Source organism: Streptomyces phaeoluteigriseus (assembly GCF_001896135.2).
Lineage (GTDB): Bacteria > Actinomycetota > Actinomycetes > Streptomycetales > Streptomycetaceae > Streptomyces > Streptomyces phaeoluteigriseus.
This window is the reverse complement of sequence record NZ_MPOH02000018.1, coordinates 55,935-80,606: the sequence shown is the minus strand read 5'-3', so window position 1 is coordinate 80,606 and position 24,672 is coordinate 55,935. Positions and strand designations below refer to the sequence as shown.

Annotated in this window: 24 protein-coding genes and 5 pseudogenes; 15 read left to right on the top strand and 14 right to left on the bottom strand. The window is 73.4% G+C overall.

What is annotated here, in order from left to right; translation table 11 throughout:
* Positions 1–73: 73 nt before the first annotated feature.
* The gene (locus BM536_RS29560; RefSeq protein WP_073491442.1) at positions 74–526 is read left to right on the top strand and encodes a nitroreductase family deazaflavin-dependent oxidoreductase; all 453 of its coding nucleotides are present in this window, start codon (positions 74–76) and stop codon (positions 524–526) included.
* Positions 527–611: 85 nt separating this feature from the next.
* Here BM536_RS29560 and BM536_RS29555 read toward each other — a convergent pair whose 3' ends face one another.
* On the bottom strand, positions 612–1,532 hold the full coding sequence (locus BM536_RS29555; RefSeq protein WP_073491441.1) for a cation diffusion facilitator family transporter: 921 nt from the start codon (positions 1,530–1,532) through the stop codon (positions 612–614).
* Positions 1,533–1,831: 299 nt separating this feature from the next.
* On the opposite strand from BM536_RS29555, the pseudogene BM536_RS29550 reads away from it, so the two are divergent.
* Positions 1,832–2,850 (top strand): annotated as a pseudogene (locus tag BM536_RS29550) (glutathione S-transferase family protein).
* A 31-nt stretch (positions 2,851–2,881) separates the two neighbouring features.
* Positions 2,882–3,178 (top strand): DUF4235 domain-containing protein, encoded by a 297-nt coding sequence (locus tag BM536_RS29545; protein WP_073491439.1) that lies wholly within the window; start codon positions 2,882–2,884, stop codon positions 3,176–3,178.
* A gap of 42 nt (positions 3,179–3,220) precedes the next feature.
* Here the strand turns inward: BM536_RS29545 and BM536_RS29540 are convergent, their stop codons facing one another.
* Together BM536_RS29540 and BM536_RS29535 are read right to left on the bottom strand one after the other, a co-directional pair.
* A complete protein-coding gene (locus BM536_RS29540) occupies positions 3,221–3,613 on the bottom strand; it encodes a VOC family protein (RefSeq protein ID WP_073491438.1) in 393 nt (130 codons plus the stop codon).
* A gap of 70 nt (positions 3,614–3,683) precedes the next feature.
* Positions 3,684–4,148, bottom strand: coding sequence for a pyridoxamine 5'-phosphate oxidase family protein (locus tag BM536_RS29535; protein WP_073491437.1), 465 nt, complete (start codon positions 4,146–4,148; stop codon positions 3,684–3,686).
* A 252-nt stretch (positions 4,149–4,400) separates the two neighbouring features.
* Here BM536_RS29535 and BM536_RS29530 point away from each other — a divergent pair, with 252 nt between their 5' ends.
* Positions 4,401–4,763, top strand: a complete 363-nt coding sequence (locus tag BM536_RS29530) for a DUF1304 domain-containing protein (RefSeq protein ID WP_094103720.1) — start codon at positions 4,401–4,403, stop codon at positions 4,761–4,763.
* Entirely contained in the window at positions 4,760–5,323 is a 564-nt protein-coding gene (locus BM536_RS29525) for a TetR/AcrR family transcriptional regulator (RefSeq protein WP_094103719.1), read from the top strand. Before BM536_RS29530 ends, BM536_RS29525 begins: the two co-directional genes overlap by 4 nt.
* A 4-nt stretch (positions 5,324–5,327) precedes the next feature.
* On the opposite strand, the gene BM536_RS29520 is transcribed toward BM536_RS29525, so the two are convergent.
* Complete coding sequence (locus tag BM536_RS29520; RefSeq protein ID WP_073491435.1) at positions 5,328–6,179, bottom strand: hypothetical protein; 852 nt, start codon at positions 6,177–6,179, stop codon at positions 5,328–5,330.
* A gap of 63 nt (positions 6,180–6,242) precedes the next feature.
* Positions 6,243–7,201: pseudogene (locus BM536_RS29515) on the bottom strand (GlxA family transcriptional regulator).
* Between the two features lie 71 nt (positions 7,202–7,272).
* Here BM536_RS29515 and BM536_RS29510 point away from each other — a divergent pair.
* Complete coding sequence (locus BM536_RS29510; RefSeq protein ID WP_073491434.1) at positions 7,273–8,223, top strand: NADP-dependent oxidoreductase; 951 nt, start codon at positions 7,273–7,275, stop codon at positions 8,221–8,223.
* Between the two features lie 7 nt (positions 8,224–8,230).
* Here the strand turns inward: BM536_RS29510 and BM536_RS29505 are convergent, their stop codons facing one another.
* Together BM536_RS29505 and BM536_RS29500 are read right to left on the bottom strand one after the other, a co-directional pair.
* Positions 8,231–9,343 carry an NAD(P)-dependent alcohol dehydrogenase gene (locus tag BM536_RS29505; RefSeq protein WP_094103718.1) on the bottom strand — a complete coding sequence of 371 codons (1,113 nt, stop codon included), beginning with the start codon at positions 9,341–9,343 and terminating at the stop codon, positions 8,231–8,233.
* Positions 9,344–9,369: 26 nt separating this feature from the next.
* A complete protein-coding gene (locus BM536_RS29500; protein WP_073491433.1) occupies positions 9,370–10,833 on the bottom strand; it encodes an aldehyde dehydrogenase family protein in 1,464 nt (487 codons plus the stop codon).
* Between the two features lie 105 nt (positions 10,834–10,938).
* Here BM536_RS29500 and BM536_RS29495 point away from each other — a divergent pair, with 105 nt between their 5' ends.
* Positions 10,939–11,376, top strand: coding sequence for a MarR family winged helix-turn-helix transcriptional regulator (locus tag BM536_RS29495; protein ID WP_073491432.1), 438 nt, complete (start codon positions 10,939–10,941; stop codon positions 11,374–11,376).
* Between the two features lie 214 nt (positions 11,377–11,590).
* Positions 11,591–11,971, top strand: coding sequence for an anti-sigma factor antagonist (locus tag BM536_RS29490; RefSeq protein WP_245873866.1), 381 nt, complete (start codon positions 11,591–11,593; stop codon positions 11,969–11,971).
* Between the two features lie 94 nt (positions 11,972–12,065).
* Here the strand turns inward: BM536_RS29490 and BM536_RS29485 are convergent, their stop codons facing one another.
* Positions 12,066–13,016 (bottom strand): ribose-phosphate diphosphokinase, encoded by a 951-nt coding sequence (locus BM536_RS29485; protein WP_073491430.1) that lies wholly within the window; start codon positions 13,014–13,016, stop codon positions 12,066–12,068.
* Between the two features lie 200 nt (positions 13,017–13,216).
* On the opposite strand from BM536_RS29485, the gene BM536_RS29480 reads away from it, so the two are divergent.
* Positions 13,217–13,879 (top strand): DUF4230 domain-containing protein, encoded by a 663-nt coding sequence (locus tag BM536_RS29480; RefSeq protein ID WP_073491429.1) that lies wholly within the window; start codon positions 13,217–13,219, stop codon positions 13,877–13,879.
* A gap of 268 nt (positions 13,880–14,147) precedes the next feature.
* A complete protein-coding gene (locus BM536_RS29475; protein WP_073491428.1) occupies positions 14,148–14,777 on the top strand; it encodes a VanZ family protein in 630 nt (209 codons plus the stop codon).
* Positions 14,778–14,796: 19 nt separating this feature from the next.
* Here BM536_RS29475 and BM536_RS29470 read toward each other — a convergent pair whose 3' ends face one another.
* The 3 genes and pseudogenes from BM536_RS29470 to BM536_RS29460 form a co-directional block, all read right to left on the bottom strand.
* Positions 14,797–15,039: a hypothetical protein gene (locus tag BM536_RS29470; RefSeq protein ID WP_073491427.1), complete on the bottom strand. Its 243-nt coding sequence runs from the start codon at positions 15,037–15,039 to the stop codon at positions 14,797–14,799.
* Between the two features lie 35 nt (positions 15,040–15,074).
* Positions 15,075–15,344: pseudogene (locus BM536_RS29465) on the bottom strand (DNA topoisomerase IB); the annotation flags it as partial.
* Positions 15,345–15,447: 103 nt separating this feature from the next.
* Positions 15,448–16,257: an SDR family oxidoreductase gene (locus BM536_RS29460; RefSeq protein ID WP_094103717.1), complete on the bottom strand. Its 810-nt coding sequence runs from the start codon at positions 16,255–16,257 to the stop codon at positions 15,448–15,450.
* A 125-nt stretch (positions 16,258–16,382) separates the two neighbouring features.
* On the opposite strand from BM536_RS29460, the gene BM536_RS29455 reads away from it, so the two are divergent.
* The 4 genes and pseudogenes from BM536_RS29455 (at position 16,383) to BM536_RS29440 (ending at position 20,725) form a co-directional block, all read left to right on the top strand.
* Positions 16,383–17,420, top strand: coding sequence for a PHP domain-containing protein (locus BM536_RS29455; protein WP_094103716.1), 1,038 nt, complete (start codon positions 16,383–16,385; stop codon positions 17,418–17,420).
* A gap of 61 nt (positions 17,421–17,481) precedes the next feature.
* Positions 17,482–18,138, top strand: coding sequence for an HAD family hydrolase (locus tag BM536_RS29450; protein WP_094103715.1), 657 nt, complete (start codon positions 17,482–17,484; stop codon positions 18,136–18,138).
* The gene (locus BM536_RS29445; RefSeq protein ID WP_425444696.1) at positions 18,135–19,304 is read left to right on the top strand and encodes an FUSC family protein; all 1,170 of its coding nucleotides are present in this window, start codon (positions 18,135–18,137) and stop codon (positions 19,302–19,304) included. The genes BM536_RS29450 and BM536_RS29445 overlap by 4 nt, the downstream gene beginning before the upstream one ends.
* Positions 19,305–19,694: 390 nt before the next feature.
* Positions 19,695–20,725, top strand: a pseudogene (locus tag BM536_RS29440) (SDR family oxidoreductase).
* Positions 20,726–21,156: 431 nt separating this feature from the next.
* On the opposite strand, the gene BM536_RS29435 reads toward BM536_RS29440, so the two are convergent.
* The 3 genes from BM536_RS29435 to BM536_RS29425 form a co-directional block, all read right to left on the bottom strand.
* Positions 21,157–21,456 carry a hypothetical protein gene (locus BM536_RS29435; RefSeq protein WP_073491425.1) on the bottom strand — a complete coding sequence of 100 codons (300 nt, stop codon included), beginning with the start codon at positions 21,454–21,456 and terminating at the stop codon, positions 21,157–21,159.
* Between the two features lie 69 nt (positions 21,457–21,525).
* Positions 21,526–22,815, bottom strand: coding sequence for an ROK family transcriptional regulator (locus BM536_RS29430; protein WP_094103714.1), 1,290 nt, complete (start codon positions 22,813–22,815; stop codon positions 21,526–21,528).
* 92 nt (positions 22,816–22,907) lie between these two features.
* Positions 22,908–23,873 carry a phosphotransferase family protein gene (locus BM536_RS29425; protein WP_073491423.1) on the bottom strand — a complete coding sequence of 322 codons (966 nt, stop codon included), beginning with the start codon at positions 23,871–23,873 and terminating at the stop codon, positions 22,908–22,910.
* A 74-nt stretch (positions 23,874–23,947) separates the two neighbouring features.
* Here BM536_RS29425 and BM536_RS29420 point away from each other — a divergent pair.
* A pseudogene (locus tag BM536_RS29420) lies at positions 23,948–24,585 on the top strand (HD domain-containing protein).
* Positions 24,586–24,672: the final 87 nt, after the last annotated feature.

The following is a 24,672-nucleotide window of genomic DNA, read 5'->3' as shown; positions in this document are numbered from 1 at the left end:
GCGGATGAAACGCGCCGGTGCCAGTGTTGAAGGCAGAGCCGGTCGACGACGATGTGACGAAGGGAACGGTGTCATGCCTCTCGAGGGCGAGTACGAGCCGAGTCCGACCCAGTGGGTGCGTGAGCAGGTGGAGTTGTACGAGAGCTCCGGGGGCACCGAGGGGACCACGCTCCAGAACACCAAGAGGCCCGTGATTGTCCTGACGACGGTGGGGGCGAGGAGCGGGAAGATCCGCAAGTCACCCCTGATGCGGGTGGAGCACGAGGGGCGCTACGCCGCGGTCGCCTCGCTGGGCGGGGCACCCAGGCATCCGGTCTGGTACTTCAACGTGAAGGCCGATCCCCGCGTGGAACTCCAGGACGGGCCGGTGAAGCAGGACATGAGGGCCCGTGAGGTGACCGGCGAGGATAAGGCGCGGTGGTGGGAGCGCGCGGTCGCCGCGTACCCGCCGTACGCCGACTACCAGAAGAGGACGGAGCGAGAGATTCCGGTCTTCGTCCTGGAGCCGGTCGACCAGCCGCACTGACCCGCCCGGCCGGCGTTCGCCGGAAATCCCGTAGAAAAATCTGTCCGCGACAGGCATGGACGTCTCCGTGCCGGGCAGTCGAATGTCAGGCCCCGCCGCGTTCCCCCGTCGCGGCGGGGCTTTCGTCGTGCTCCCGTGCGGGTCGGTCGGTCACGTCGAGGAAGATCTGGTCCGCCTCGGGGACGACACCGGCGACGGACCGCTTGATGCGCATCGCGACCTCCTCGACGCGCTCGCTGTCCAGGCCGGGCACCAGGTCGACGCGGGCCGCCACCAGGACCGAGTCCACACCCGTCCGCATCGTGAACAGCCCCACCACGCTGTCGATCTCCGGCTGCGCGGCCAGCAGGGCACGGATCCGGTCGGCGGTCTCGGGGTCGGCGGCCTCGCCGATCAGCTGGTCGCGGGCCTCGCGGCCGAGGCCGAAGGCGACGCAGACGAGGAGCGCGCCGATCGCCAGCGAGGCGGACGCCTCCCACACCACCTGGCCGGTGACCATGTGCAGGACCATGCCGGCCGCGGCGAGGGTGACGCCGAGCACCGCGGTGCCGTCCTCGGCGAGGACCGTGCGCAGGGCCGGGTCGCGCAGGCCCGCGACGCCGTCGCCCTGCCGGCGCGCCTGGTGCAGGGCCCGCGACAGTGAGGCACCCTCCGCGAGAAGGGCCACACCGAGCACGATCAGGCCGGCCACATAGCCGCCGAACTTCTCCTCGGCGTCGGTCCGCAGGGCCTCGACGCCCTGGAAGAAGGAGAAGCAGCCGCCCATGACGAAGATGCCCACGGCCGCGAGGAGCGACCAGAAGAAGCGTTCCTTGCCGTAGCCGAAGGGGTGCCGGCGGTCGGCGGGGCGGCGGCTGCGGCGGAGCGCGGCGAGCAGGAAGACCTCGTTGAGGCTGTCGGCGACGGAGTGCGCCGCCTCGGACAACAGCGCGGGGGAGCCCGCGAGCAGACCGCCGACCAGCTTGGCGACCGCGATGACCAGGTTGGCCGCGAGGGCCACCAGCACGGTGACGCGTGTCCTGCGGTCCTCGCGGCCCGGCGGTGCTCCGCGCGGCCGGGCCCGCCGAGGGCGGACTTTCCGAGGGCGGAGCTTCGGAGGTCGAGGCTTCCGAGGGCGGACTTTCCGAGGGCGGGACTCGCGACATCCCGTCCTTCCTTGTCGTGCCTTTCGCCGTCGCGCCTTGCGAGGTCGTCCCAGTCACTTCGGCCGACTGCCCCAGCCGTTCGGAGTCATACCGTGCGGTCGGCGGAAATCGGGGAACGCGGTGTGAGCGAGCCCCGTACACACCACGACCGGGAGGAACCATGGCGGGCCGGGACGACGGCAACAGCGCCTACGGGCACAAGGCGTTCAAGCGGTCCAAGAGCCACTTCGCCGACCGGATCACCGCGGACGGCCGCGACGGGTGGCCCGTGGCGGCGGCCGCTACCGCCTGGTCGTCAGCCGCGCCTGTCCGTGGGCGAGCCGGGCGGTGATCTCGCGGCGGCTGCTCGGGCTGGAGGACGCGCTGTCGATGGCGATCACCGACCCGGTCCAGGACGACCGCAGCTGGCGGTTCACCCTCGACCCCGACGGCCGGGACCCGGTGCTCGGCATCCGCTTCCTCGCCGAGGCCTATGAGCGGCGCGAGAAGGACCACCCCGGCGGGGTGAGCGTGCCGGCGATCGTGGACGTCACCGACGGGAAACTGGTCACGAACGACTACCAGAGGATCACCCTCGATCTCGCCACCGAGTGGAGGGCCCTGCACCGGGACGGGGCGCCCGACCTCTATCCGGAGCCGCTGCGCGACGAGATCGACGCGGTCATGGCCGAGGTGTACGAGGACGTCAACAACGGTGTGTACCGGGCGGGGTTCGCCGCCGAACAGGACGAGTACGAGGGGGCCTGCGCGGCGGTCTTCCGGCGGCTGGAGTCGCTGGCGTCCCGGCTGGCCGGTCAGCGGTATCTCGTCGGCGACACGATCACCGAGGCGGACATCCGGCTGTTCACCACACTGGTGCGGTTCGACGCCGTGTACCACGGCCACTTCAAGTGCAACCGGTGGAAACTGGCGGAGAACGAGGTCCTGTGGGCGTACGCCCGCGACCTCTTCCAGACGCCCGGGTTCGGTGACACCGTCGACTTCGATCACATCAAGCGCCACTACCACCAGGTCCACACCGGCATCAACCCGACCCGGATCGTCCCCCTCGGACCCGACCTGTCCGGCTGGCTGAGCCCGCACCACCGGGAGCGGCTCGGCGGACGGCCGTTCGGCGACGGGACGCCGCCCGGTCCGGTACGGCCGGACGAAGAGGTCCCGCCTCTCGGCAGGCCCTGACTCACTCCCCTTACACACACAGGAGGTACTTGTGGGCAAGAAGCAGAAGCTCCCGCTCGTCTACCAGCCCGTCGGATTCGTCTTCGGCTGGGCCAGTGGCGCGCTGGCGGGGATGGCCTTCCGCAAGGTCTGGAAGGTTGTCCGCAAGGAGGACAACGCGCCGGACGCGCTGGACCGGGACCGCGGTTGGGGTGAGGTCATCCTGGCGGCGGCGATCCAGGGGGCGATCTTCGCCGCGGTGCGCAGCGCGGCGGACCGTACCGGCGCGAAGGCCATCGAGAGGTCGACCGGTGTGTGGCCCGCCAAGGAGAAGGGCGGCCGGGACTGACGGACGCGGGCGTGCCGCCCCGGTGCGGGGCGGCACCCCCGCTCAGTCCTGCTTGGGTGCGGTGGACGGCCGAAGGCGCAGGGTGAACGAGTGCCCGGCCGGGTCCGCGTACTGGCGTTCCTCGAGCGGGCCGTGGGCACCCCTGGTCTCCAGGGAGCGTCCGCCGAGGCCCACGATCCGGCGTTCCGCCTCGTCGAGATCCTCCACCAGGAACTCGAGGTGGGCCTGGAGGGAGTTCTCCGGGCGGGGCCAGCTCGGCGGGGTCGCGTTCACGTCGCGCCGGAAGGCCAGCCGGATACCGGCGGTGCCCGTGATCTCCACGAGGTTGGCGTTCGCCTCGGTCTCCTCGGTGTCCAGCAGGCCCTTGTAGAACTCGGCGAGCTTCTCGGGCTCGGCGCAGTCGAGCACCACGATGCCCGCTTTCACCAGTGCCATGTCTCTCCTCCGCGAGGGTCGGTGGCGGGGCGGACCCGTGCCGCCCCCGAATCCTGCGGATACCCCGGATTCAGTCGGCCACCAGCCACTCCCCGTCCCGCATCAGCTCCCGTCCCTGCGGTGCGTCGGTGTCGCGCCAGGCCTGGACGCGGCGCGGCCGGACGTAGAAGTACAGGTAGGGCTCGTGCAGTTCGCGCGGGTCGAAGCCGGTCTTGGCCTCGAAGATCTCGGCGTCCTCCTCCGGCAGGTCGGCGGGTTCCACGGCCAGGGCGGAGCCCTCGACGAGAACGACGTCACGGGTCGGGCCGATCCCGAGGCGGGCGACCCGGGTGGCACTCAGGTTCCGCGCGGTGCGGCTGGCGGCCGGGGTGGCGATGAGCAGGGTCGCGCCGTCCCAGACGTAGGAGAGCGGGATCAGGTGGGGCGCTCCGCCGTCCTCGGCGGCCGTGGCGACCCAGGCGTCGACGTCGTGTTCCAGTCGGTGCAGGGTGTCGCGCTTGCGCTGCTGCGGGGAGCGGCCGGGTGCTGAGGTCATGATCCCAGTGTGGGCGCCGGGGGGCGCTCTCGCAGCGTCTGGCCGGGCCGGTGGCGGCGCCTCGGCCCCAGGTAGCGGCGCAGGGCGAGGGTGTGGGCGCCGAAGCCGTGCCGTTCGTGGCCGTTCGGGGAAGCGGACGGCGCCGGTGTCGTCGATGTACGCGGCCACCTCGGCCCGCGCGCACTTCCTGGACACCTGTCCAGCTATAGTGGGCCCCCGTCATGGACACCTGTCCAAGAAATGAGGAAGTCGATGGAAGCCGTCGCCGGTGTTCTCGTGGGGCTCGTCGCCGCACTTCATCTCTACATCCTGGTGCTGGAGATGTTCCTGTGGCAGAGGAAACAGGGGCGCTCGCTCCACGGGTTCGACGCGGAGCTGGCACGGGCGACCGCCCCGCTGGCCGCCAACCAGGGGCTCTACAACGGTTTTCTCGCCGCGGGCCTGGTCTGGGGGCTGATCGCCGGTGACCCGACCGGCTTCCGGGCGCAGGTGTTCTTCCTGTCCTGCGTGATCGTCGCGGGCGTCTACGGCGCGGCCACGGCGAACCGCCGGATCCTGGTCGCGCAGGCGCTGCCCGGCGCCCTCGCCCTGGCCGCCGTCCTGATCGCGCGGTGACCCGCGACGAGCCCGAGGACCCGCGGGCGGCCCGGACCCGGGGAAGGCTGCGCACCGCGCTCCTCGCCGAGTGCGCCGAACGGCCGCTGGCGGAGGTCGGCGTCGCCGCGCTGGTCCGCCGGGCCGGCGTCGGCCGGGCCACCTTCTACGTCCACTACGACGACCTGGAGGCCCTCGCGGTCGACGCCTGCGCGGACGTCGTACGCGAGGCGGTGGAGGCGCTGCACTCCTGGCGGGGGCGGCCCGATCCGGTGCGCGCCCCGGCGGCGCTGGGGGAGTTCTTCGCGTCGCTGACCCCGCACGCGGCCCTCTACCGGGCCCTGTTGACGCCGGGCGGCGGCGGGCCGCTGGGCCTGGTGCTGCACCGGGATCTGCGGGCGTACAGCCTGCGGGAGCGTGAGCGGGCGGGCGCGGCGGACGCGCCGTTGGTCGCCTCGGCCGTCGCCGCCACGTTCGCCGGGGTGCTCGCGGACTGGCTGCACGGCCTCCTGGACGCCGGTCCGGCCGAGATCGCCGACCAGGTGTGGCAGTTGCTGATCGCCCTGCACGCGAGCCGCTGAGCCCTCACATGCAGGCCACCCCGTCCGTCACCGAGGGCCAGGCCTCGACGCCGTCGGGGGTGCGGACGTACGCCGTCCGGCGGTCGTCCGTCAGCCACAACCGCCACTCCCCGTGGCGGTATCCCGTGTCGCGCGCGTCGGCGGGCAGCGGGACGTCGGGGTCGTACGGGGCGGTCTGCACAGCGGTTCCGAGGGCGCCGTCGGGGTCACGGACGTAGGTCGTGGCCCGTTCGCCCCGGCCCAGTGTCAGGAAGCGGACGGTCTGCCAGTCGCAGTGCTCGGGGCCCACGGAGCTGTGGATCCGCGCGACCGGCTGCCGCTCGCCCTGCGCGTCCGTCCAGAACTCGTACCGCCCCGAGCCGGTGAACTCCGCCGGGAGTTCGGCCGGGTCGCAGGAGGCGTCGGTCTCCGGGCCCCAGCCGGGCCGGTCCTGCTGGTCGTGGGCGACCACGACGGCCACCTTGGTCCGGCCGCCGACGTCGAAGGAGTACAGGACCCGGTCCGTCCCACGGCGTTCCACGCGGTAGCCGGAGCGGGGCACTTCGGGTGTGAAGAGGTCGAAGTAGAGCCGCAGCCCGTCCTCCGGGGTGTCACCCCCGTCGCCGCTCCCCCAGCCGTCGGGTCCGTTGCCCCCGAAGATCTCCCCGTCGCACTCCAGGGCCCGGCCCGCGGCACCGGTCGTGGCGAGCAGCGCCCCTCGGGTGCTCTCGTCCACGTCCTCGACCGGGATGTCGAGCGGGCCGCTGTACGGGGTGGCGGGCGGAGTCCCCTCGACCACCACGTCCCTGCCCTCGGCGCCGCATCCCCCGGCCACCACCGCCGTCAGCACGGTCACCGCCACGAACCCTCTGCGCATTCTTCCGCCCCTGTTCCACCGGCCGCCCCTGTGCTTCTGTGACGCGGCGGGGGCCGAGAACGTTCAGCGAACCGCCTGGAACGTCCTGCGGTACGCCTGGGGCGAGACGCCGATCGCCGCGTGCAGGTGCTGACGCAGTGAGGCGCCGGTGGCGAAGCCGACCCGGCCGGCGACCTGGTCCACGGTGAGGTCGCTGGACTCCAGCAGGTGCCGGGCGTGTGCCACGCGCTGCTGGATCAGCCAGCGACCGGGGCTGAGTCCCACCTCGTCGTGGAAGCGGCGGGCGAAGGTGCGCAGGCTCATCCGGGCGTGCGCCGCGAGGTCGGCGAGGGTGAGGGGTTCGCCGAGGCGCCCCAGGGCCCAGGCGCGGGTGGCCGCCGTGCTGGTGGCGCCCGCCTCGGGCACCGGACGCTCGATGTACTGGGCCTGGCCGCCGTCCCGGAACGGCGGGACGACACAGCGGCGGGCCACCGTGTTGGCGAGGCCGCTGCCGTGGTCCTTGCGGATGAGATGGAGGCAGATGTCGACGCCGGAGGCGCGCCCGCGGAGGTCAGCACCGGGTCGTCGTCGACGAACAGGACGTCCGGGTCGAGGTCGACGTGCGGGAACAGCCGGCGGAACTCGTCGGCGAGCTGCCAGTGGGTGGTCGCCCGGCGGCCGTCGAGCAGACCGGCGGCGGCGAGCACGAAGGCACCGGTGCAGATGGACACGATGCGGGTGCCGGGGCGGATGCGGGCGAGGGCGGCGGCGACCTCGGCGGGGAGGTCGGCGGTGACGCGCGCGGCCGACACGGGGGCGATGACCACGGTGCCGGCGGTCTCGAGCACCTCGGGGCCGTGCTCGACGCCGATCGTGAAGTCCGCGTCGGTGCGCACCGGAAGTCCGTCGACCGTGCAGGTCAGCACTTCGTAACGGCCGTCCGCCGCGCCGAGGATGCGGCTCGGCATGCCGAGTTCGAAGGGGTAGACGCCGTCGAGGGCGAGGACGACCACGCGTTCGGGATGCCGCTGCTTGCCACGCATGGCACGATCCTAGCGAAGAGTGGCAATCTTGCCATTGGCCGGGTGCGTGGTTCCTGGCAGGCTGTGGCCTCATGAGTACTGAGCGCACGATGCGCGTCATCGGACAGGATGCCCTCGGGGGACCCGAGGTGCTGAAGGTGGAGACGGTGGAGCGGCCCGAACCGCGCCCCAACGAGGTACTGGTGCGGGTGCGCGCCGCCGGCGTGAACCCCACGGACTGGAAGCACCGCGCCTCGGGCGGCTTCCTCGGAAAGCCGCCGTTCACCCTGGGCTGGGACGTCTCCGGCACGGTCGAGAAGGTGGGCATCGGCGTCGCCGCCTTCGCCCCCGGTGACGACGTCTTCGGCATGCTGCCCTATCCGCACGGCCACGGCTCGCACGCCGAGTACGTCGTCGCCCCGGTCCGCGCCCTCTGGCACAAGCCGGCCTCGATCGACCATGTGCAGGCGGCCGCACTGCCGCTGGTGTCGCTGACCGCCCTCCAGGCGCTCGACGAGGTCGCCGGTCTCCAGCCGGGTCAGCGGGTGCTGGTCCACGCGGCGGCCGGCGGCGTGGGGCACGTGGCCGTGCAGATCGCCAAGGAGCGCGGCGCGCAGGTGATCGGCACGGCGAGCGCGGCCAAGCACGACTTCCTGCGGGCACTGGGCGCCGACGAGGTGATCGACTACCGGGAGACGGACTTCACGGAGGCCGTCAAGGACGTCGACGTGGTGCTGGACACCATCGGCGGCAGCACCTCGACGGGTTCGCTGCGGGTGCTGCGCCCGGGCGGCGTGGTGGTGTCGATCCTGCCGGTGGGTTCCCGGAAGTTCTTCGACGAGGCCGAGGCGCTGGGCGTGCGCGCGGTGCGCATGCTGGTGGACGCCGACCGGGCCGGGATGCGCCGGATCGCCGAGCTGGTCGAGGCGGGCAGCCTGCGCGCCACGATCGCCGGGACGTTCCCGCTGGCCGATGCCGCCGAGGCGCACCGGCTCGGCGACACCGGCCGGACCACCGGGAAGCTGGTCCTGACGGTCGACTGACGATCCGTCAGCCCGCGAAGGTGAGAACCGGTTTGATGGTCCGGCCCTCGGTCATGTCCCGCACCGCCCGGTCGATGTCCTCGAAGGGATAGGTGGCGACCAGGCGGTGCAGCGGGAGCCGCCCCTCCTTCACCAGCCGGACCAGGGCCGGGATGAAGGTCTGGGTCTCGCTGTCGCCGAGGGTGAGGCCGACGACCCGCTTGCCGCTCAGCAGACCGTTGACGTCCAGGGCGACTTCGGTGCCGAAGGGCGGGGCGCCCACGACGACCAGGGTGCCGCGGGCGGCGAGCGAGTCGACGCCGCGACGGAGCACGGCGACGCTGCCCGTGGTCTCCACGATGCCGTCGGCGCCCCGCCCGCCGGTGATCTCCGCGACGGCGGCGCCGAGGTCGGCCTCACTCGCGTCCACGGTGTGGGTGGCCCCCAGTTCCCCGGCCAGGTCGAGCCGTGCGGCGACCCTGTCGACGGCGACGACGGTCGTCGCCGGGCTGAGGGCGGCCGCCATCACCGCGGACAGCCCGACGGCTCCGGCGCCGAGGACGACGACCGTGCCGCCGGCCACCGGCTTCAGCACGTTCCACACGGCACCGACGCCGGTCTGCACTCCGCAGCCCAGCGGGGCGATCGAGGTGAGCGGCACCTCGGGATCGACCCTGACGAGGCTGGGCTCGTCCACCAACGCCCGTTCGGCGAAGGAGGACTGGCCGAAGAAGTGGCCGCCGAGCGCCACTCCGTCCCGGCTGACGGTGGCGGTGCCGTCGGCTCGGCGACCGCCGAGGAGGTTCAGCGGCAGCCAGGCCGCGCAGTAGGCGGGGTGGCCGCCGCGGCATTCGCGGCATCCGCCGCAGGAGGTGAAGGAGAGCACGACGTGGTCGCCGGGGGCGACGCCGGTGACGGCCGACCCCACCGCCTCGACGACTCCCGCGCCCTCGTGGCCGAGGACGCCGGGCAGCGGGAAGGGCAGCCCGCCGCTCGCCACGCTCAGATCGGTGTGACACAGCCCGGCCGCCACCAGCCGGACGAGGGCCTCGTGCGGGGCGGGGTCGTCCAGGACGACCTCGGACAGGGTGAAGGGGGCTCCGCCGGACTCGACGACGGCCGCGCGCGTGATGAGGGACATGCGGCGAACTCCTTGTGGTACGGCGCTCAGTCGAGCGAGACGACGACGGACTTGACCTTGGTGTAGGAGGCGAGCGCCTCGGGCCCGTACTCGCGCCCGAAGCCGGACTCCTTGACGCCTCCGAAGGGGACGGCGGGGTCGAGCATCGCCCAGTCGTTGACCCAGACGATCCCGGCCTGGAGCCGGTCGGCGACCCGGTGGGCGCGGGCCAGGCTTGCGGTCTGCACGCCCGCGGCCAGGCCGTACGGCGTGGAGTTGGCGAGGGCGACCGCCTCGTCCTCGCTGTCGAAGGGCTGGACGGTGAGGACCGGGCCGAACACCTCCTCCTGGACCACGCGGGAGTCGTTGGCGAGGTCGGCGATCACGGTGGGCCGGTAGTAGTAGCCGCCGTCGAGGTCGAGACGCTCGCCGCCGCAGACGATCCGGCCGCCCTCCTGGCGGGCGAGGGCGACGTACTCCTCGACCTTGCGCAGGTGCCGCTCCCCCGCCATCGGGCCGACGACGGTCTCCGGCAGCCTCGGGTCGCCGACCGGGACACCGGGGACGGCCTCGGCGAGGATCTTGAGCAGGGTGGCGTGGACCGGGCGGGCCACGAGCAGGCGCGGGCCTCCCATGCAGAACTGGCCGGTGTTGAAGACGAACGCCTTGATGACCGCGCCGACGGCCTTCTCCAGGTCGGCGTCCTCGAAGACGAGGTGCGCCGCGTTGCCGCCCAGTTCCATGGTGACCGGCTTGAGGGTCTCGCCGGCGACGCTCGCGGCGTGCCGGCCGACCGCCGTGGAGCCGGTGAAGGCGATCTTGTCGACGCCGGGGTGGCGCAGCAGTGCCTCGCCGGCCACCGGGCCGGTGCCGGTGACCACGTTGACGACGCCGTCGGGGACGCCCGCCCGCTGGAACAGTCCGGCCATGTGGAGGGCGCTGAGCGGGGTCTCGTCGGCGGGCTTGTGGACGACCGTGTTGCCGGCCGCCAGCGCCGGGGCGATCTTCGAGCCGGCCAGGATCAGCGGGAAGTTGAACGGGGTGATCGCCGCGACCACGCCGAGCGGGCCGCGCTGGGTGTAGGCGAGGGCGTTGAGCGGGGTGTCGCGGGTGGCACCGTCCAGGGTGTGGGCCAGGGCGGCGTAGTACTCGTAGTCGTTCGCCGCGTTGGTGACGTCCACGGCGTGCGCCAGGGTGATCGGCTTGCCGACGTCGAGGCTCTCCAGGCGGGCGATCTCGTCGGCCTCCTCGCGGATCAGCTCGGCCACGCGGTGCAGGACGCGACCCCGCTCCCGGCCGCTGAGCCCGGACCACGGTCCGGTGTCGAAGGCATCCCGGGCGGCCCGCACGGCCGCGTCCACGTCGGCGGCGCCGGCCGCGGCGACGGTGGTCAGGACCGTGCCCCGGGAGGGGTCGACCACCTCGGTGCGCGCTCCGTCGGCGGCCTCGCGCCACTGTCCCCCGACGAAGAGTCGGCCGGGGCCGGTCGGGTCGGTCTCGAAGGTGGTCATCGCCACTCCTCAGCATCGTCGCCAAGTTTTCAACAAACAGGATTCCTGTTGGTCCGCAGTCTCATTACAGACAGGTTTCCTGTCAATGCTCTAGGCTCCGGTCTCATGGTCGGCACTCACACAGCCAAGGCACCCCCGTCCCTGCTCTACATGGTGAAGCAGGTGGAGCTGGTCGTGCGCTCCCACCTGGACGAGCTGGTCAGGCCGTCCGGGATCACGGCGCTCCAGTACACGGCGCTCACCGTGCTGGAGCGGCACGACGGACTGTCGGCCGCGCAGCTGGCCAGGGACTCCTTCGTCACCGCCCAGTCCATCGCCGACGTGGTGCGCTCCCTGGAGAGCCGGGGGCTGATCCGGCGCGAACGCAATCCCCGCAACCGGCGCGAGCTGCTGATCCTGCTCACCGACGAGGGGCGGGAGGTGCTCGCCCGGCACGCCGGGCCGGTGCGGGAGCTGGAGGAGCGGATGGTGCGCGACCTCACCGACCGCCAGGCCGAGCAGTTCCGGCTGGCGCTGTCCAAGGCGTGGCAGGCTCTTTCCTAGGCGTGCGCGCCCCCGCCGCAGGGCGCTCTTCACCACTTCGTTCACGACACGAAAAAACTGGGTCGAGACACGCCCTCATTTCGAAGACATATGTCAATCGAACATGCTGGAATTCACTCCATCGGGGGTAACTTGCTGGGGTGGGGAACTGCCGCGCGCGCCCCCGCCGTTGGAGGCTCCCGACCGGTGGAGCTGTGTGGGAGGCGATGTCGTCGTGCAGCAGGAACCCGCCGCGGACACCCCGCATCTGCGCGTCCGCGAGGACCGGGGATACACGGTGCTGGAGTTCCGCGGCGAGATCGACATCGTTGCCGCGACGGAGATCGGCTCGCACCTGGACCGCGCCACGGCCGGTCCCGCCCCGCGCGTGGTGCTCGACCTGAGCGAGATCGAGTTCTTCGACTGCTCGGGCCTGCGCCTGCTCTACCGCGCCCGCGGCCGGGTCCTCGACCGCGGCGGCGACCTGCGCCTCGTCTGCGCCCACGCGCTGACCCTGCGCGTCCTGCGGGCCACCGGCCTGTCCCGGCTGCTGCCGCCCGCGCCCAGCCTGGACGCAGCCCTGTCCCGCCCCGGGGCCACGTCCGGCTCGTTATGACCCGCGTGACCTGTCCGACCCGCACGGCCCGCACGACCCGCACGACCCGCGTGACCGTACGGCCTGTATCCCGCATGGCCGTGCCGGGGAACCGTCAGGCCCGGTCGGCGTCGAACAGCGCGCTGACCGACTCACCGTTGTGAATCCGCCGTACGGCCTCGGCGAGGGCCGGGGCGATGGACAGCACGCGCAGTTTGTCGGCGTGCTCCTCGGCCGCGACGGGCACGGTGTTGGTGCACACGATCTCCAGCACGTCCGGCTGCTCGCTCAGCCGCTTGAGGGCGCCGCCCGCGAAGAGTCCGTGCGTGCAGGCCACCCGGATCGACCGCGGATCCAGCGCCCGGAGCCGGGCCAGGAGCTCGAGGACGGTGCTGCCCTTGGCGATCTCGTCGTCCAGCACGATCACATCCCGTCCCGTGACCTCGCCGATCACCGTGTTGATGCTGACCCGGTCGTCGGGATAGCGCTGCTTGGCGCCGGCCGCCACCTGCGCGCCGAGCATCCGGGCGAACGCGGCGGCCTCCTTGGCGTTGCCGAGGTCCGGTGAGACGACGGTCGTCCGGGTGAGGTCGTAGCGGCGGAAGTGGGCGGCGAGTTCCCGGCGGGCGTGCAGGTGGTCCACGGGGACCGAGAAGAAGCCGTGCACCTGCGGCGAGTGCAGGGTCATGGTGAGGACCCGGTGCACCCCGGCCGCCGCCATCAGGTCGGCGACCAGCCGTCCGCCCAGGGAGATGCGGGGCTCGTCCTTCTTGTCGGAGCGGGCGTAGGAGTAGTGCGGCATGACCACGGTGATCCGGCCCGCGGACGCCCCGCGGGCCGCGTCGCACATCAGCAGCAGCTCCACGAGGTGTTCCTGTACCGGCCGGACCAGGGGCTGCACGAGGAAGACATCGCGCTCCCGGCAGTTCGCCTGGAGCTGGACCTCCAGACAGTCGTTGGCGAACCTGCTGAGCCGGGACGGGCTGAGGGGCACGCCGAGGTGGGCGCAGACCTCGGCGGCCAGGTCGGGATGGGCACTGCCGCTGAACACGGAGATGTCTCGCACTGAGGGCTCCTCGGATGACCCTGGTCCGGCGGGATCTCCCATGCTGGCCGATCTCACCGGCCCCGTCACCCTCACCCGTGCGCCGTCCGGACCCGCCGGCGCCCCGCCCCGGCCGGAAAGCCGCCAGCACAGGTCCTCAACGGGCGTGCCTGTCATGGCGTTTGGCGGGCAAGAGGGGTGCAGGAAGGAGGACCGCCGACATGACGACTTCCCTCAAGCGCCTCCCCAGGCGCATGCCCGGCTGGGCCAAGGTGCTCACCGCCGTCGTGGTCGTGCTCGTCGTGATGTTCGCCGGGGTGCGGCTCAGCCTGCTGCCGGGACTGCGCGACTTCTTCGGCACCGAGACCCACGACCGTTCGGGTCCCGCGCTGCTCGAGTCCATCCAGGACATGAGCCGCTACGAGGCCGCCTCCGGCAACTTCCAGGTCGTCGTCGACCTGGAGAAGGACGCCAAGTACCTCCCCGACGCGCTCCGCGGCACCCGCACCCTGTACGTCGGGGCGGGCACCGTGGACGCCTACGTCGACCTCGGGCAGGTCGACGACAAGGACGTGACGGTCGACGCCGACCGCACGTCGGCCACCCTCCGGCTGCCCCACGCCGAACTCGGCACACCGGCCCTCGACCCCGACCGCTCCTACGCCGTCTCCAAACAGCGCGGTCTCCTGGACCGGCTCGGCGACCTCTTCTCCGACAACCCCAACGGTGAGCAGGCCGTGCAGAAGCTCGCGGCCCGGCACATCGGCGACGCGGCGAAGGACAGCGAGCTGATCAGGCGCGCCGAGACCAACACCACCGGCATGCTCCAGGGCCTGCTGCGCTCCCTCGGCTTCCAGGAGGTGCGCGTGACCTACGGCGCCTGACCTGCGACACCGGCCCTGCGCCACCGGCCGTGCGCCTCACGTGACCGGGCGTCCCCGTCTCACGCTCCCGGGTCCGCCCGGCGAGACTGGAGGCGGCCCGGCGGTGGCACCCGCTCCCAGGCGGCGGACAGCCCCGGAGCGGGCGCCCCCAGCGCGCGAACGGACACCGCGGAGGTGCGAGGCACCGGGGTCCGGCCGTCGCATCCTCCCGTTGTTCGGGGGTAACCGCCATACCACGCAGGGACGTTGAAGACCGGAGGACCACCGCATGAACCGTGCAGCCCTACGTCCGCGTGCCGCCGCGCTGCGTGTGCGTACCGCGTTTCGTCCGCGCACCGCCGAACCCGAACCGCCCGCGAAGCCCGAACCCGCCAGGAGAAGCAGGTGGGCGAGGTCCGGCAAGCGGGAGAAGTCCGGCGGCGCCCAACGGGACGGGCGTCGGCCGCTGCCACTCCCCCTGCGGCTGCTGGCGATGCTGTTCGCCTTCGCGTTCATGGTGGCGTTCGCCGTCGTGCTGGCCCGGCTCACCCTGGAGCCGTCCCCCGCGTCCGAGTCGCTGGTGCACTCCAACCTGCGGCCCGGCCGGTCGCTGCGGGCGTATCTGGACCAGCCGGAACTGCGGGACGCGGTGAAGCAGATCGGCGGGAACCTGCTGCTCGGTGTGCCGTTCGGCGTGCTGGTACCGGTCCTCGCGCCCCGGGCGCGCGGACTGCTGCGGGTCCTGCTGCTGACCGCGACCGTGATGCTGCTGGTGGAGTTCGCCCAGGGCGCGCTGGTCACCGGGCGCGCCTTCGACGTCGACGACGTCATCCTCAACACGACGGGTGCGCTCATCGGTTACCTGCTGGTGGGCCGGCGGCTGGGCCGTGCCGTGCACGCGCGGGAGCGCCGGGTGTGACGACGCGGGCGGCGGGCGCTTAGCGGTGCCGGGGGCTCCAGGTGTAGCGGTCGCCGCCCACCCAACGCACCACGTCCGGGTCGTCGAGGTCGTGGACGGTGATGCCGAACGCGGCGGCTGTCTCGAGGACGTCGGTGACGGCCCTGGCCTCACCGACCACCTCTCCGTCGATTTGCACGATGCGGAACGGGGACTCGCCCGGCTGCACCCCGAGCACCGTGATCCGCGGTCGGGAGATGTGGGGGCTCGCGATTTCGGTCATGTCATAGAGCGTAATTCGCAACCGACGGGTAGGAATCACCCGATTCCGCCGTCGGCTCGTTTTTTCCCGCAGCTGAGCAGGTCCGGCACGGCCGCCTCGACGGCACCCTGTGCGGCCGGCCGCCCGAACGCCCCGTGCTCGCCCAGCCGGGTGAGCGCGGGCGCGACCGTACGGCCCTGGTCGTACAGCTCGAAGACGCGCGGGTCGATGCAGGAGGCCCGGCACACGGCGGGCGTGTTGCCGAGGTACCGGCTGACCTCCCGCACCGCGCGGGCGGCCTGCCGACGCCGGGCGGCGGGGGTGGCGGGCCGGCCGTCCTGGTCGCGTCAGTGGAAGCCCCGGCCATGGCGCGGCCGGGTGAGGCCGGGCCCGTCGCAGGAGCCGGTACGGAGTCTTACGACGCGCCGGTCAGGGCCTGCGCCAGTCGTCGCTGCCGAGATGCGATCCGGCCTGCGGGCCCATCCGGAGCATGCCTCCGTCCACGCTCCAGGAGGCGCCGGTGACGTAACCGGCGTCCGGCCCGGCGAGGAAGGCGATGACGGCGGCGACCTCGCGGGCGTCACCGGGGCGGCCCAGCGGGACACCGGGGCGCCTCTGCGTGTGCGGGTCGGTGTCCTCCTGCCCCGTCATGGGGGTGGCGATCTCGCCGGGCGCGACGGCGTTGACGGTGATGCCGTACTCGGCGAGTTCGAGGGCCATGACCTGGGTGAGCAGGCCCAGGCCGCCCTTGGCCGCGCAGTACGGGGCGGCGCCGACGCGTGGCTGGTGCTCGTGGACGGAGGTGACGTTGACGATCCGGCCGCCGTCGCCCTGCCGGATCATGTGCCGGGCCGCCTTCTGCCCGCACAGCAGGGGGCCGACCAGGTCGACGTCCAGGACCCGTCGCACCTCGTCCGGTTCCAGGTCGAGGAAGGGCGTCATGGTGCCCGTACCGGCGTTGTTGACGAGGACGTCGACGCGGCCGAGCCGGTCGCACAGCTCGTCGACGGTGTCGGCGGCGCCGGGCAGCCGGGTCAGGTCGAGCTGGGCGACGGCGGCCCGCCTGCCGTGCGAGCGGACCTCCTCGGCCGTCTCCTCGGCCCCCTCGCGGTCGCTGTGCCAGGTGATCCCGATGTCCATCCCCGCCGCGGCGAGGCGTACGGCGGTGGCGCGGCCGATGCCCGAGTCGGCTCCGGTGACGAGGGCCACCTCGGGATGGGGGGCGGTCGGGGCGGACATCGGCGGCCTCCTCGGGAACGGTGGGTTGTCGGGACGTCGCAGTACCCGGGTGGGTACCGGACAAACCGGCGCCCCCGTCGTGCGGGCCCGGCGCGGGTGGGGAACGCTGGAGCCAGGAGGTGGCGATGGATCCTGTCGAGGCCCTGGACCGGATCGCGTTCCTGCTGGAGCGGTCCCTGGCGCCGACCTACCGGGTGCGTGCCTTCCGTACCGCGGCCCGGGTGCTGGGGCGGCTGCCCGCCGGGCAGATCCGGGAGCGGGCGGACGCGGGGACGCTGGAGTCCCTCAAGGGGGTCGGTCCCAAGACCGCGCAGGTGGTGCGCGAGGCGCTCGCCGGCGGGGTCCCCGCCTATCTGGAGAAGCTGGAGGAGGAGGTCGGCAAGCCGCTGACGGGCGGCGGCGCGCGGCTGCGGGCGCTGCTGCGCGGGGACTGCCATCTGCACTCCGACTGGTCGGACGGTGGCAGCCCCATCGAGGAGATGGGCCTGGCGGCGGCCTCGCTCGGACACGAGTGGGCGGCGCTGACCGACCACTCGCCGCGCCTGACGGTGGCCCGCGGGCTGTCCCCGGAACGGCTGCGCCGGCAGCTGGACGTGGTGGCGGAGCTGAACGCGACCTGGGCACCGTTCCGGCTGCTGACCGGCATCGAGTGCGACATCCTCGACGACGGCTCGCTCGACCAGGAGCCCGAACTGCTGGAGCGGCTCGACGTGGTCGTGGTGTCCGTCCACTCCAAGCTGCGCATGGACGCCCGGGCGATGACCCGCCGCATGGTGAACGCCGTACGCGATCCGCACGCGGACGTCCTCGGTCACTGCACCGGGCGGCTGGTGACCGGGCGGGGGCGGCCGGAGTCGCAGTTCGACGCGGACGAGGTGTTCGCCGCCTGCGCCGAGTCGGGCACGGCCGTGGAGATCAACAGCCGCCCCGAGCGGCTCGACCCGCCCCGGCGGCTGCTGCGCCGGGCCGTCGAGGCCGGCGTGCTGTTCTCGGTCGACACCGACGCGCACGCGCCGGGGCAACTGGACTGGCAGGTCCTCGGCTGCGAGCGGGCCGAGGAGTGCGGGGTGCCGCCGGAGCGGGTGGTGACCACCTGGCCGCTGGAGGATCTGCTGGCCTGGACGAGGGAGGGCCGGGTGCCGGCGGGCGTGACGGGCGCCTGACGTGGTACCCGGTGCCGGCCACGCGGACGACAGCTGGCGAAACCCGACGAAAGGACCCCTGATGGAACGCGCCGCCGTCTTCGATGTCGACGGCACCCTCGTCGACACCAACCACCTGCACGTCGTGACCTGGTGGGAGGCCTTCCGGCAGGCGGGCCACCAGGTGCCCATGCACGCCGTGCACCGGGCGATCGGCCTCGGTTCCACCGACCTCGTCGCCCATGTGCTGGGCGAGAACCGCGACGAGGACCAGGACGCCGAGCTGAGCGCCGCCCACAAGGCCCTGTACGGCCAGTACTTCGACCGGCTGCCCCCGCTCGCGGACGCCGGGGCGCTGCTGCGGAGGCTGCACCGCGACGGCCGGCGGGTGGTGCTGGCCACCTCGGCGAGCGGAGCGGAGCTGTCGGCGCTGCGGCGTGCCCTGGACGCCGACGAGGCGATCACCGCCACGGCGAGCGCGGACGACGTCGAGGAGGGCAAGCCCGCGCCGGAGCCCGTCCAACTCGCCCTGGAACTGGCCGGGGTGCCCGCCGAGCGGGCCGTGTTCGTCGGCGACACCGTGTGGGACATGCAGGCGGGCCGCCGGGCCGGCGTCCGGTGCGTGGGGGTGCTGAGCGGCGGCATCCCGCGTGCCGACCTGGAGGAGGCGGGCGCCCAGGCGGTCTACGCCGATCCGGCCGCACTGCTGGCTGCCCTGGCGGACAGCCCGCTGGCGTGAGTGTGCGTGACGCGACACGGGTGACGGACGCGGTGCGCCGGGAGGCGGGTGCCGTCGCCAGGGCCGCGCGGTCGGCGTGCGGCGGGCCCGGCCGGGAGCGGGACCTGGTCGTGCAGTCGCTGAAGGCGGCGGTGGCGGCCCTGCTGGCCTGGTCGGTGGCGGGCGTCTGGCTGGGCGACCCGATGGCCCTGATGGCGCCCTGGGCGGCACTGGTCCTGGTGCAGGCCACGGTCTACGGCTCCCTTCGGCAGGCCGCCCAGCAGTGGACGGCGATCTGCGCGGGGACGCTGCTCGCATCGGCGGCGCAGGCCGTCACCGGGGACACCCTGGGCGCCCTGGCGCTGTCCCTGCCGGTGCTGATGCTGCTGGCGAACTGGCCCCGGTTCGGCGACCAGGGCATCTACGCGGCGACCACGGCGGTGTTCACGATCGCCTCGGGAGCGGTGTCGGCGTCGGCGGTCGGGCACCGGGTGGGGCAGGCGGCGCTCGGCGCGGTCGTCGGGATCGCCGTCAACGCGCTGGTGCTGCCGCCGGTGCACCTGCGGGACGTGCGGGAGAACCTGGTGGCGCTGGCCCGGGAGGCGGGCGAGGTGCTGGACAGGGTCGCGGACGGGCTGCGGGACGGCGAGTGGGACGCGGCGAGGGCCGCCGAGTGGTCGCGGGCCTCCGCCCGGCTGGAACGGCGGCGGGAGGGACTGCGCGCGGCGCGCGGCTGGAGCCGGGAAAGCCTGCGGCTGACCTCCGGTCCGCTGCGCGCGCTGCACCGGGTCCCGCTGGACGTGCCGCCGGAGTCGGAGGACGGCCGCTGGGGCCGGGTCACCGGCCATGTCACGGCCCTCACGCGCACACTCGCCGTGGCGGCCGACGGCGACCGTACGCCCGCCCCGCCCGGGCCGGCGGCGCTGCGGACGTACGCCCGGCTGCTGGAACTGCTCGGCGACGCCTGCCGGGCCGAGGCGGAACGGCTGCGGGGCGCCGGGGGCGGGGAGAGGGCGCGGGAGTCGGCGGAGCCGGAGGAGCTGCGGCGCGACCTGCAGGACAGCCTGTGCGACCACGCCGCGTGGGGCGCGGAGCACACGGCGGTCCTCGGGACACTGGTGCTCCAGGCGGAGAACCTCTGGGCCGAGATCCTTCCGGCCGCCCGCGAGGCGGACCGGAGCCGGTGACACAGATCACCGGGGGCCGGGGCGGAGCGGGGAACACTCGCAAGTGGTTCGCCGTTGAACAGACCGTGGGTGCGGACGGGACAGTGTCCCCGGGCCTCACCTTTTGCCCACAGGGACGATCGTTCGGCTGAAGCCCTGTGGAGCCTTTCGCCGAGAGGCGACCGCCGTCCGCGCCCACACCTCGACCGCCCCGACCGTGATTCCCCCGTCCCGGTCGGGGCTTCCTTCTGCCCGCGTGCGTGCGGGGCTGTCCCGGGCGGGGAGCCCCGCTCGCCCTGTTCGTGCGCTGATCGTCCCGCCGGCCCCCGGCCCGTCCCGGGCGCTCGCGTGTCCCGCGCGGAACGGGGGTACTCGTCGCGCCCCAGGGGACGGCGGCGAGAGGAGTCGAAGGTGAGCAGCGGTTCGGGCAAGAGGGTCGTGGTCACCGGGGCCACCGGCAATGTCGGCACGAGTGTGGTGCGGCTCCTGGCGGAGGATCCCGAGGTGGAGTCGGTGGTGGGGCTGGCCCGGCGGTTCCCGGGCCGGACGCGCCCGGGACGGAGTGGACGACGGTCGATCTGGGCACCGAGGAGGAAAGTCTCACCCGGGTGTTCGAGGGCGCGGACGCGGTGGTGCACCTGGCGTGGGCGTTCCAGCCGACGCACGACCCCGCGGTGACCTGGCGGACCAATGTGCTGGGCAGCCTGCGGGTGTTCGAGGCGGTGGCGGCGGCGAACGTGCCGGCGCTGGTGCACGCCTCGTCGGTGGGCGCGTACTCGCCGGGGCCGCAGGAGGAGCGCGCGGTGGACGAGTCGTGGCCCACGCACGGCTGGCCGGACGCCGCGTACTGCCGGGAGAAGGCCTATCTGGAGCGGGCCCTGGACACCTTCGAACGCGATCACCCCGGGACCCGCGTGGTGCGGATGCGGCCGGCGTTCCTGTTCAAGCGGGAGTCCGCGAGCGAGCAGCGCCGGATCTTCGGCGGCCGGTTCCTGCCGGGGCCGATCGCCCGGCCCGAGCTGCTGCCGTTCCTGCCGGACGTGCCGGGCCTGCGGGTGCAGGCGCTGCACACCGAGGACGCGGCCGAGGCGTACCGGCTCGCCGTGCGCACGGACGTGCGCGGGCCCTTCAACCTCGCCGCCGATCCGCCCCTCGACGCGGAACTGCTCGCCAAGATGTTCGACGCCCGCCCGGTGCGGCTGCCCAGGACGGCGGCCCGCGCGGCGATCGCCGCCGCGTGGGGCCTGCACCTGCTGCCCGCCTCCCCGCACCTCTTCGACGCGGTCCTGCGCCTCCCCCTGCTGGACTGCACCCGCGCGCGCGTCGAACTGGGCTGGCGCCCGCAGCGCACGGCGACGGAGGTCCTGGAGGAGTTCCTGCACGGGATGCGCGCCGGCGCGGGCGCGCCGACGGAGCCGATGCGGGGGCGCAAGGTCGGCTGACGGGCGGCTACGTCGACATCACCGTCGTGGACGTCCTGATCGCGTTCGTCTCCGCCACCAGCCCCTGTGGCTCGGCCTCGGCACGGTCTCGACCTGATGCCGGCCGTCCGCGTCACCAGCCTCCTGCCGCGCACGCCTGGGCCAGCGCGCCTGGCGGGCCGTGCACTGGCCGGCCTGCGGCTCACGGGCGGAGGCCGACTCACGGGCCGGCTCACGGGCGGACGGAACGGTCAGCAGGTCGAGATCCGGGCCCGCCGGGTGGTGCCGGAGGACGGCACGCCGGGCACCCGCGAGGTGTACGCGGCGCTATGCACGAGGCGCCCCGCGCTATGCACGAGGCGCGAAGAACCGCCCGGTCGACCATGCGGACGATCGTCGCAAGGGACCGGGCGGTCGGTCGTCGGGGTGTCCGCCGGGGCGGGCGGCGGGGCTCAGCCGGTCGGCTCGTCGGGGGTGGGGTGATCGGCGTTGACGGTGGCCGGGCGGGGGGCGCCCTGGCGGCCCGTGCCCGCCTCGTCCGTGTCGGGGACGTCCGTGTCGGGGCCGTCCGTGTCGGGGCCGTCGGTATCGGCGTCGGTGTCGTCCGGGTCGGCGTCCGTGCCGGCGTTCTCGTCCGCCCTCGTGGGGGCGACCTCCCAGGGGTCATCGCCCGCGTCCGCCTGCTGATCGGGCAGGTCACGCGGGACGGGCGTGCCGTTCTCTCCGGGTCCTTCGAGGCGATGGTCCACCACGATGCCCTCCCTTCGAGGTCGTGTCACATGCGGCGGGACGCGGGTACCTCCGGGCCGGCCGGCGAAACCTCAGTGCGGGGCGCGTTCCTCCAGCGCGGTGCGCCAGGCGGGCGCCGGGCCGACGGGGAGGGGCTCGGGGCGTCGGCCGCCGCGGGAGAAGAAGTCGGCGAGCGGCAGGATCGCGGCGCCCACGGTGACCGCGTCGGGCCCGAGCCGGCCCAGTTCGACGGTGACCTTCTCGGCCGGGTGGCGCAGCGCGTACGCGGTGGCGTGGCGGCGTACGGCGGGCAGGAAGCGGGTGCCGAGCTGGAGGCCGGCCCAGCCGCCGATGAGGATGCGCTCGGGCTGGAAGAGGTTGATCAGGTCGGAGAGCCCGGCGCCCAGGTATTCGGCGGTCTCCTCCAGGACGGCGAGGGCGACGGGGTCGGCTTCGGCGCCGTCGGCCGGATAGGCGGCGGCGAGCATCGCGGTCAGCGCGGTCTCCTCGTCGGCGCCCGAAGGGGGCTCGCCACCCTCCTCGCGCCAGCGGTCGAGGAGGGCCTCGGCGCCCGCGTACGCCTCCAGGCAGCCCAGCGCCCCGCAGCGGCAGCGGCGTCCGCGCACCCGCACGGTGAGGTGCCCCCACTCGACGGCCCGGCCGTTCTCCACGTCGGGGGTGACCAGGCAGGCGCCGACGCCCGAGCCGAAGAGGACGACGCAGGCGTTGTGGGCCCCTCGGCCGCCGCCGAACCACATCTCGGCCTGGCCGAGGGTCTTGGCACCGTTGTCGATGAAGTAGGGGACGCTCTCGGGGAGCGGGGAGCCCGCCCGCAGCAGCTCTTCGAGCGGGACGGCGTCCCAGCCGATGGTCTGGCCGTGCACGACCGCCCCGTGCTCGGGGCCGCGCTCGACGATGCCGGGGACGCCGATGCCGACGCCCAGCAGCCGCTCGGGGGCGATGCCGGCGGCGTCGAGCACCTGGGCGACGCCGTCGCGGATGTGGCCGACGATGCCCTCGACCTCGTACCGACGCTGCTCCAACGGGCGTTCGGCCCGGGCGAGTTCGGTGAGGGTGAGGTCGAACAGCTCGACACGTACCCGGGTCTCTCCGACGTCCACGCCGATCATGTGGCCGCTGGCGGGCGCGACGCGCAGCAGGGTGCGGGGGCGGCCGCCGTCGGAGTCGACGCTGCCGGCCTCCTCCAGGAGCCCGTCGGCGACCAGGTCGGCGACGACATTGCTGACCGAGCCGGAGCTGAGGCCGGTGACCGGGCCCAGCTCGAAACGGCTGAGGGGGCCGTCGAAGTAGAGCCGTTGCAGGACTGCTGTGCGGTTGGCCCGCCTGAGATCGCGTACCGTACGCCCGTTGCGCTCCGCCATATCGGCCCCCTTCGAACCCTGCCCGACCTGCAACATACCTGTGCGGATGCGGTCCGCGCGACATTCCTCCAACCCTTAGTTCATGATGTGAGCTAAGAGACGGCGGTCTTCTCGATCTCTTCGAGTGCCGCGAGCAGCTCGGGGGCGACCCTCTCCTGGACCCATCGGACACGCCCTGCGTCGACCGCCCGCGGCACGGTCTCGGCGATCATGATCAGGTAGAGGTAGGTGCGGTACAGGGCCAGGCGCAGGCGGGCCGGGGCGTCGAACTCCGCCCGCCCGCCGGCCTCGTGGTAGCCGGCGAGGAAGGACTCGTCCTCACGGATGTCGCCGAGCAGCGCCAGGGACACGAAGTCGGCGAGGGGGTCGCCCCAGAACATCCGCTCCCCGTCGATGAGTCCACCGATCCGGGCCCGGCCCGTCGAGCGGTCGACCAGGACGTTGCCCGGCCACAGGTCGAAGTGGACGAGACGCGGGACGGTCACCTCGTCGAGGGCGTCGTAGGCGCTCCGGGCGACGGCGGCCACCTCGTCGGCGGGGCGGGGCAGCCGGGCGTGGTAGCGGCGCGCGTCGTCGAGGACGGCGTCGAGCATCACCGCGAACGCGGTGCGCCAGTCGGGGGCGAGCGGGCCGAGGGCACCGGAGGGGTAGCCGAAGCCGGGTCCGGTCACGGTGTGCAGACGGGCCACCTGCCGACCCAACTCGGCGCGCAGATCGACCTGTTCGACGGTCGTGAGCGTGTCGTCCCAAGCGGTGCCCGGGGACAGGGTCATCAGCAGCCACGGCCCGTCGAATGCCAGCACCCGCGGCGCCGGTACACCGGCCAGGGCCGCGCCGCGGTAGAACTCCGCCTCGGAGGCGAGCAGTTCGCTCTCGTGGTGCAGACCCGGCCCTTCGGGCTCGGTCTTCAGCACATAGCGACTGCCGTCGGTGAGACGGAGTTCCTCGACGGTGTTGTAGGTGCCGCCACCGAGCGGCCCGAGGTGGGCGAGGCGCTCGGGCGGCAGGCCCGCCGCCGCCAGGGCGCGCTCGGCCGCCCGTTCCCGTGAGTCCGCCACCGTGCGCCCACCCCTTCCCCGCCCGCCGTCCCGACCCCGTCGGATGCGTAGACCGTACTGACTACCCTGGCCCGATGACCACCGGCCCGAGCCCGCTGTCGACCGCGCTGGACGAGACGCACGATCCTCCGCTACGGCCGCTGCCCGCGGCGGTGGCCGAACTGCTGAGGGACGTCGGCGCACCGCTCCGGCTGGTGGCCCACCTGCGGGCCGTGCACGATGTCGCCGCGCAGCTCGTCGACTGGGTGGGCGCGCACCGCCCGGAGTTGGCGGTGGACGGCGGGGCGGTGCTGTTCGGCGCCGCCACCCATGACGTGGGCAAGACCCTGCACCCCGCCGAACTGTCCGCGCCCGGCTCCCGGCACGAGGAGGCCGGCCGCGATCTCCTGCTGGCCCGCGGCGTACCGCCCGAACTGGCCCGCTTCGCCGCCGGCCACGCCTCCTGGGACGCGGCGGCCGGCGTCGAGGACCTGCTGGTGAGCCTGGCCGACAAGGCATGGAAGAACAAACGGGTGCCGGACCTGGAGGACCTGCTGGTGGCCGCCCTGTCCCGAGCGGGCGGCGGCCGCCCTGGGAGGAGTTCCTGGCCCTGGACGAGTTCCTCACCCGCGTCGGCGAGGACGCGGACCGCAGACTGGCCTGGCAGGCGGCACATCCGGTGCGGGGATGCAGCCCGGACCATCGGGCCCCCGGATGGCCGGGAACTGTCTGATGGAAAACAACTGGACCCTCCTCCCCATGTCTCTCTACGCTTAGGCCACAACCTAGAGCCCCAAGGAAACGTCGGCCCGGCCCCCCG

Excerpts from the sequence above, each read along its gene's own strand:
- BM536_RS29560 (WP_073491442.1), top strand. The coding sequence starts at position 74 with ATGCCTCTCGAGGGCGAGTACGAGCCGAGTCCGACCCAGTGGGTGCGT.
- BM536_RS29540 (WP_073491438.1), bottom strand. The coding sequence starts at position 3,613 with ATGGCACTGGTGAAAGCGGGCATCGTGGTGCTCGACTGCGCCGAGCCC.
- BM536_RS29535 (WP_073491437.1), bottom strand. The coding sequence starts at position 4,148 with ATGACCTCAGCACCCGGCCGCTCCCCGCAGCAGCGCAAGCGCGACACC.
- BM536_RS29530 (WP_094103720.1), top strand. The coding sequence starts at position 4,401 with ATGGAAGCCGTCGCCGGTGTTCTCGTGGGGCTCGTCGCCGCACTTCAT.
- BM536_RS29520 (WP_073491435.1), bottom strand. The coding sequence starts at position 6,179 with ATGCGCAGAGGGTTCGTGGCGGTGACCGTGCTGACGGCGGTGGTGGCC.
- BM536_RS29510 (WP_073491434.1), top strand. The coding sequence starts at position 7,273 with ATGAGTACTGAGCGCACGATGCGCGTCATCGGACAGGATGCCCTCGGG.
- BM536_RS29505 (WP_094103718.1), bottom strand. The coding sequence starts at position 9,343 with ATGTCCCTCATCACGCGCGCGGCCGTCGTCGAGTCCGGCGGAGCCCCC.
- BM536_RS29500 (WP_073491433.1), bottom strand. The coding sequence starts at position 10,833 with ATGACCACCTTCGAGACCGACCCGACCGGCCCCGGCCGACTCTTCGTC.
- BM536_RS29495 (WP_073491432.1), top strand. The coding sequence starts at position 10,939 with ATGGTCGGCACTCACACAGCCAAGGCACCCCCGTCCCTGCTCTACATG.
- BM536_RS29480 (WP_073491429.1), top strand. The coding sequence starts at position 13,217 with ATGACGACTTCCCTCAAGCGCCTCCCCAGGCGCATGCCCGGCTGGGCC.
- BM536_RS29475 (WP_073491428.1), top strand. The coding sequence starts at position 14,148 with ATGAACCGTGCAGCCCTACGTCCGCGTGCCGCCGCGCTGCGTGTGCGT.
- BM536_RS29470 (WP_073491427.1), bottom strand. The coding sequence starts at position 15,039 with ATGACCGAAATCGCGAGCCCCCACATCTCCCGACCGCGGATCACGGTG.
- BM536_RS29460 (WP_094103717.1), bottom strand. The coding sequence starts at position 16,257 with ATGTCCGCCCCGACCGCCCCCCATCCCGAGGTGGCCCTCGTCACCGGA.
- BM536_RS29455 (WP_094103716.1), top strand. The coding sequence starts at position 16,383 with ATGGATCCTGTCGAGGCCCTGGACCGGATCGCGTTCCTGCTGGAGCGG.
- BM536_RS29450 (WP_094103715.1), top strand. The coding sequence starts at position 17,482 with ATGGAACGCGCCGCCGTCTTCGATGTCGACGGCACCCTCGTCGACACC.
- BM536_RS29430 (WP_094103714.1), bottom strand. The coding sequence starts at position 22,815 with ATGGCGGAGCGCAACGGGCGTACGGTACGCGATCTCAGGCGGGCCAAC.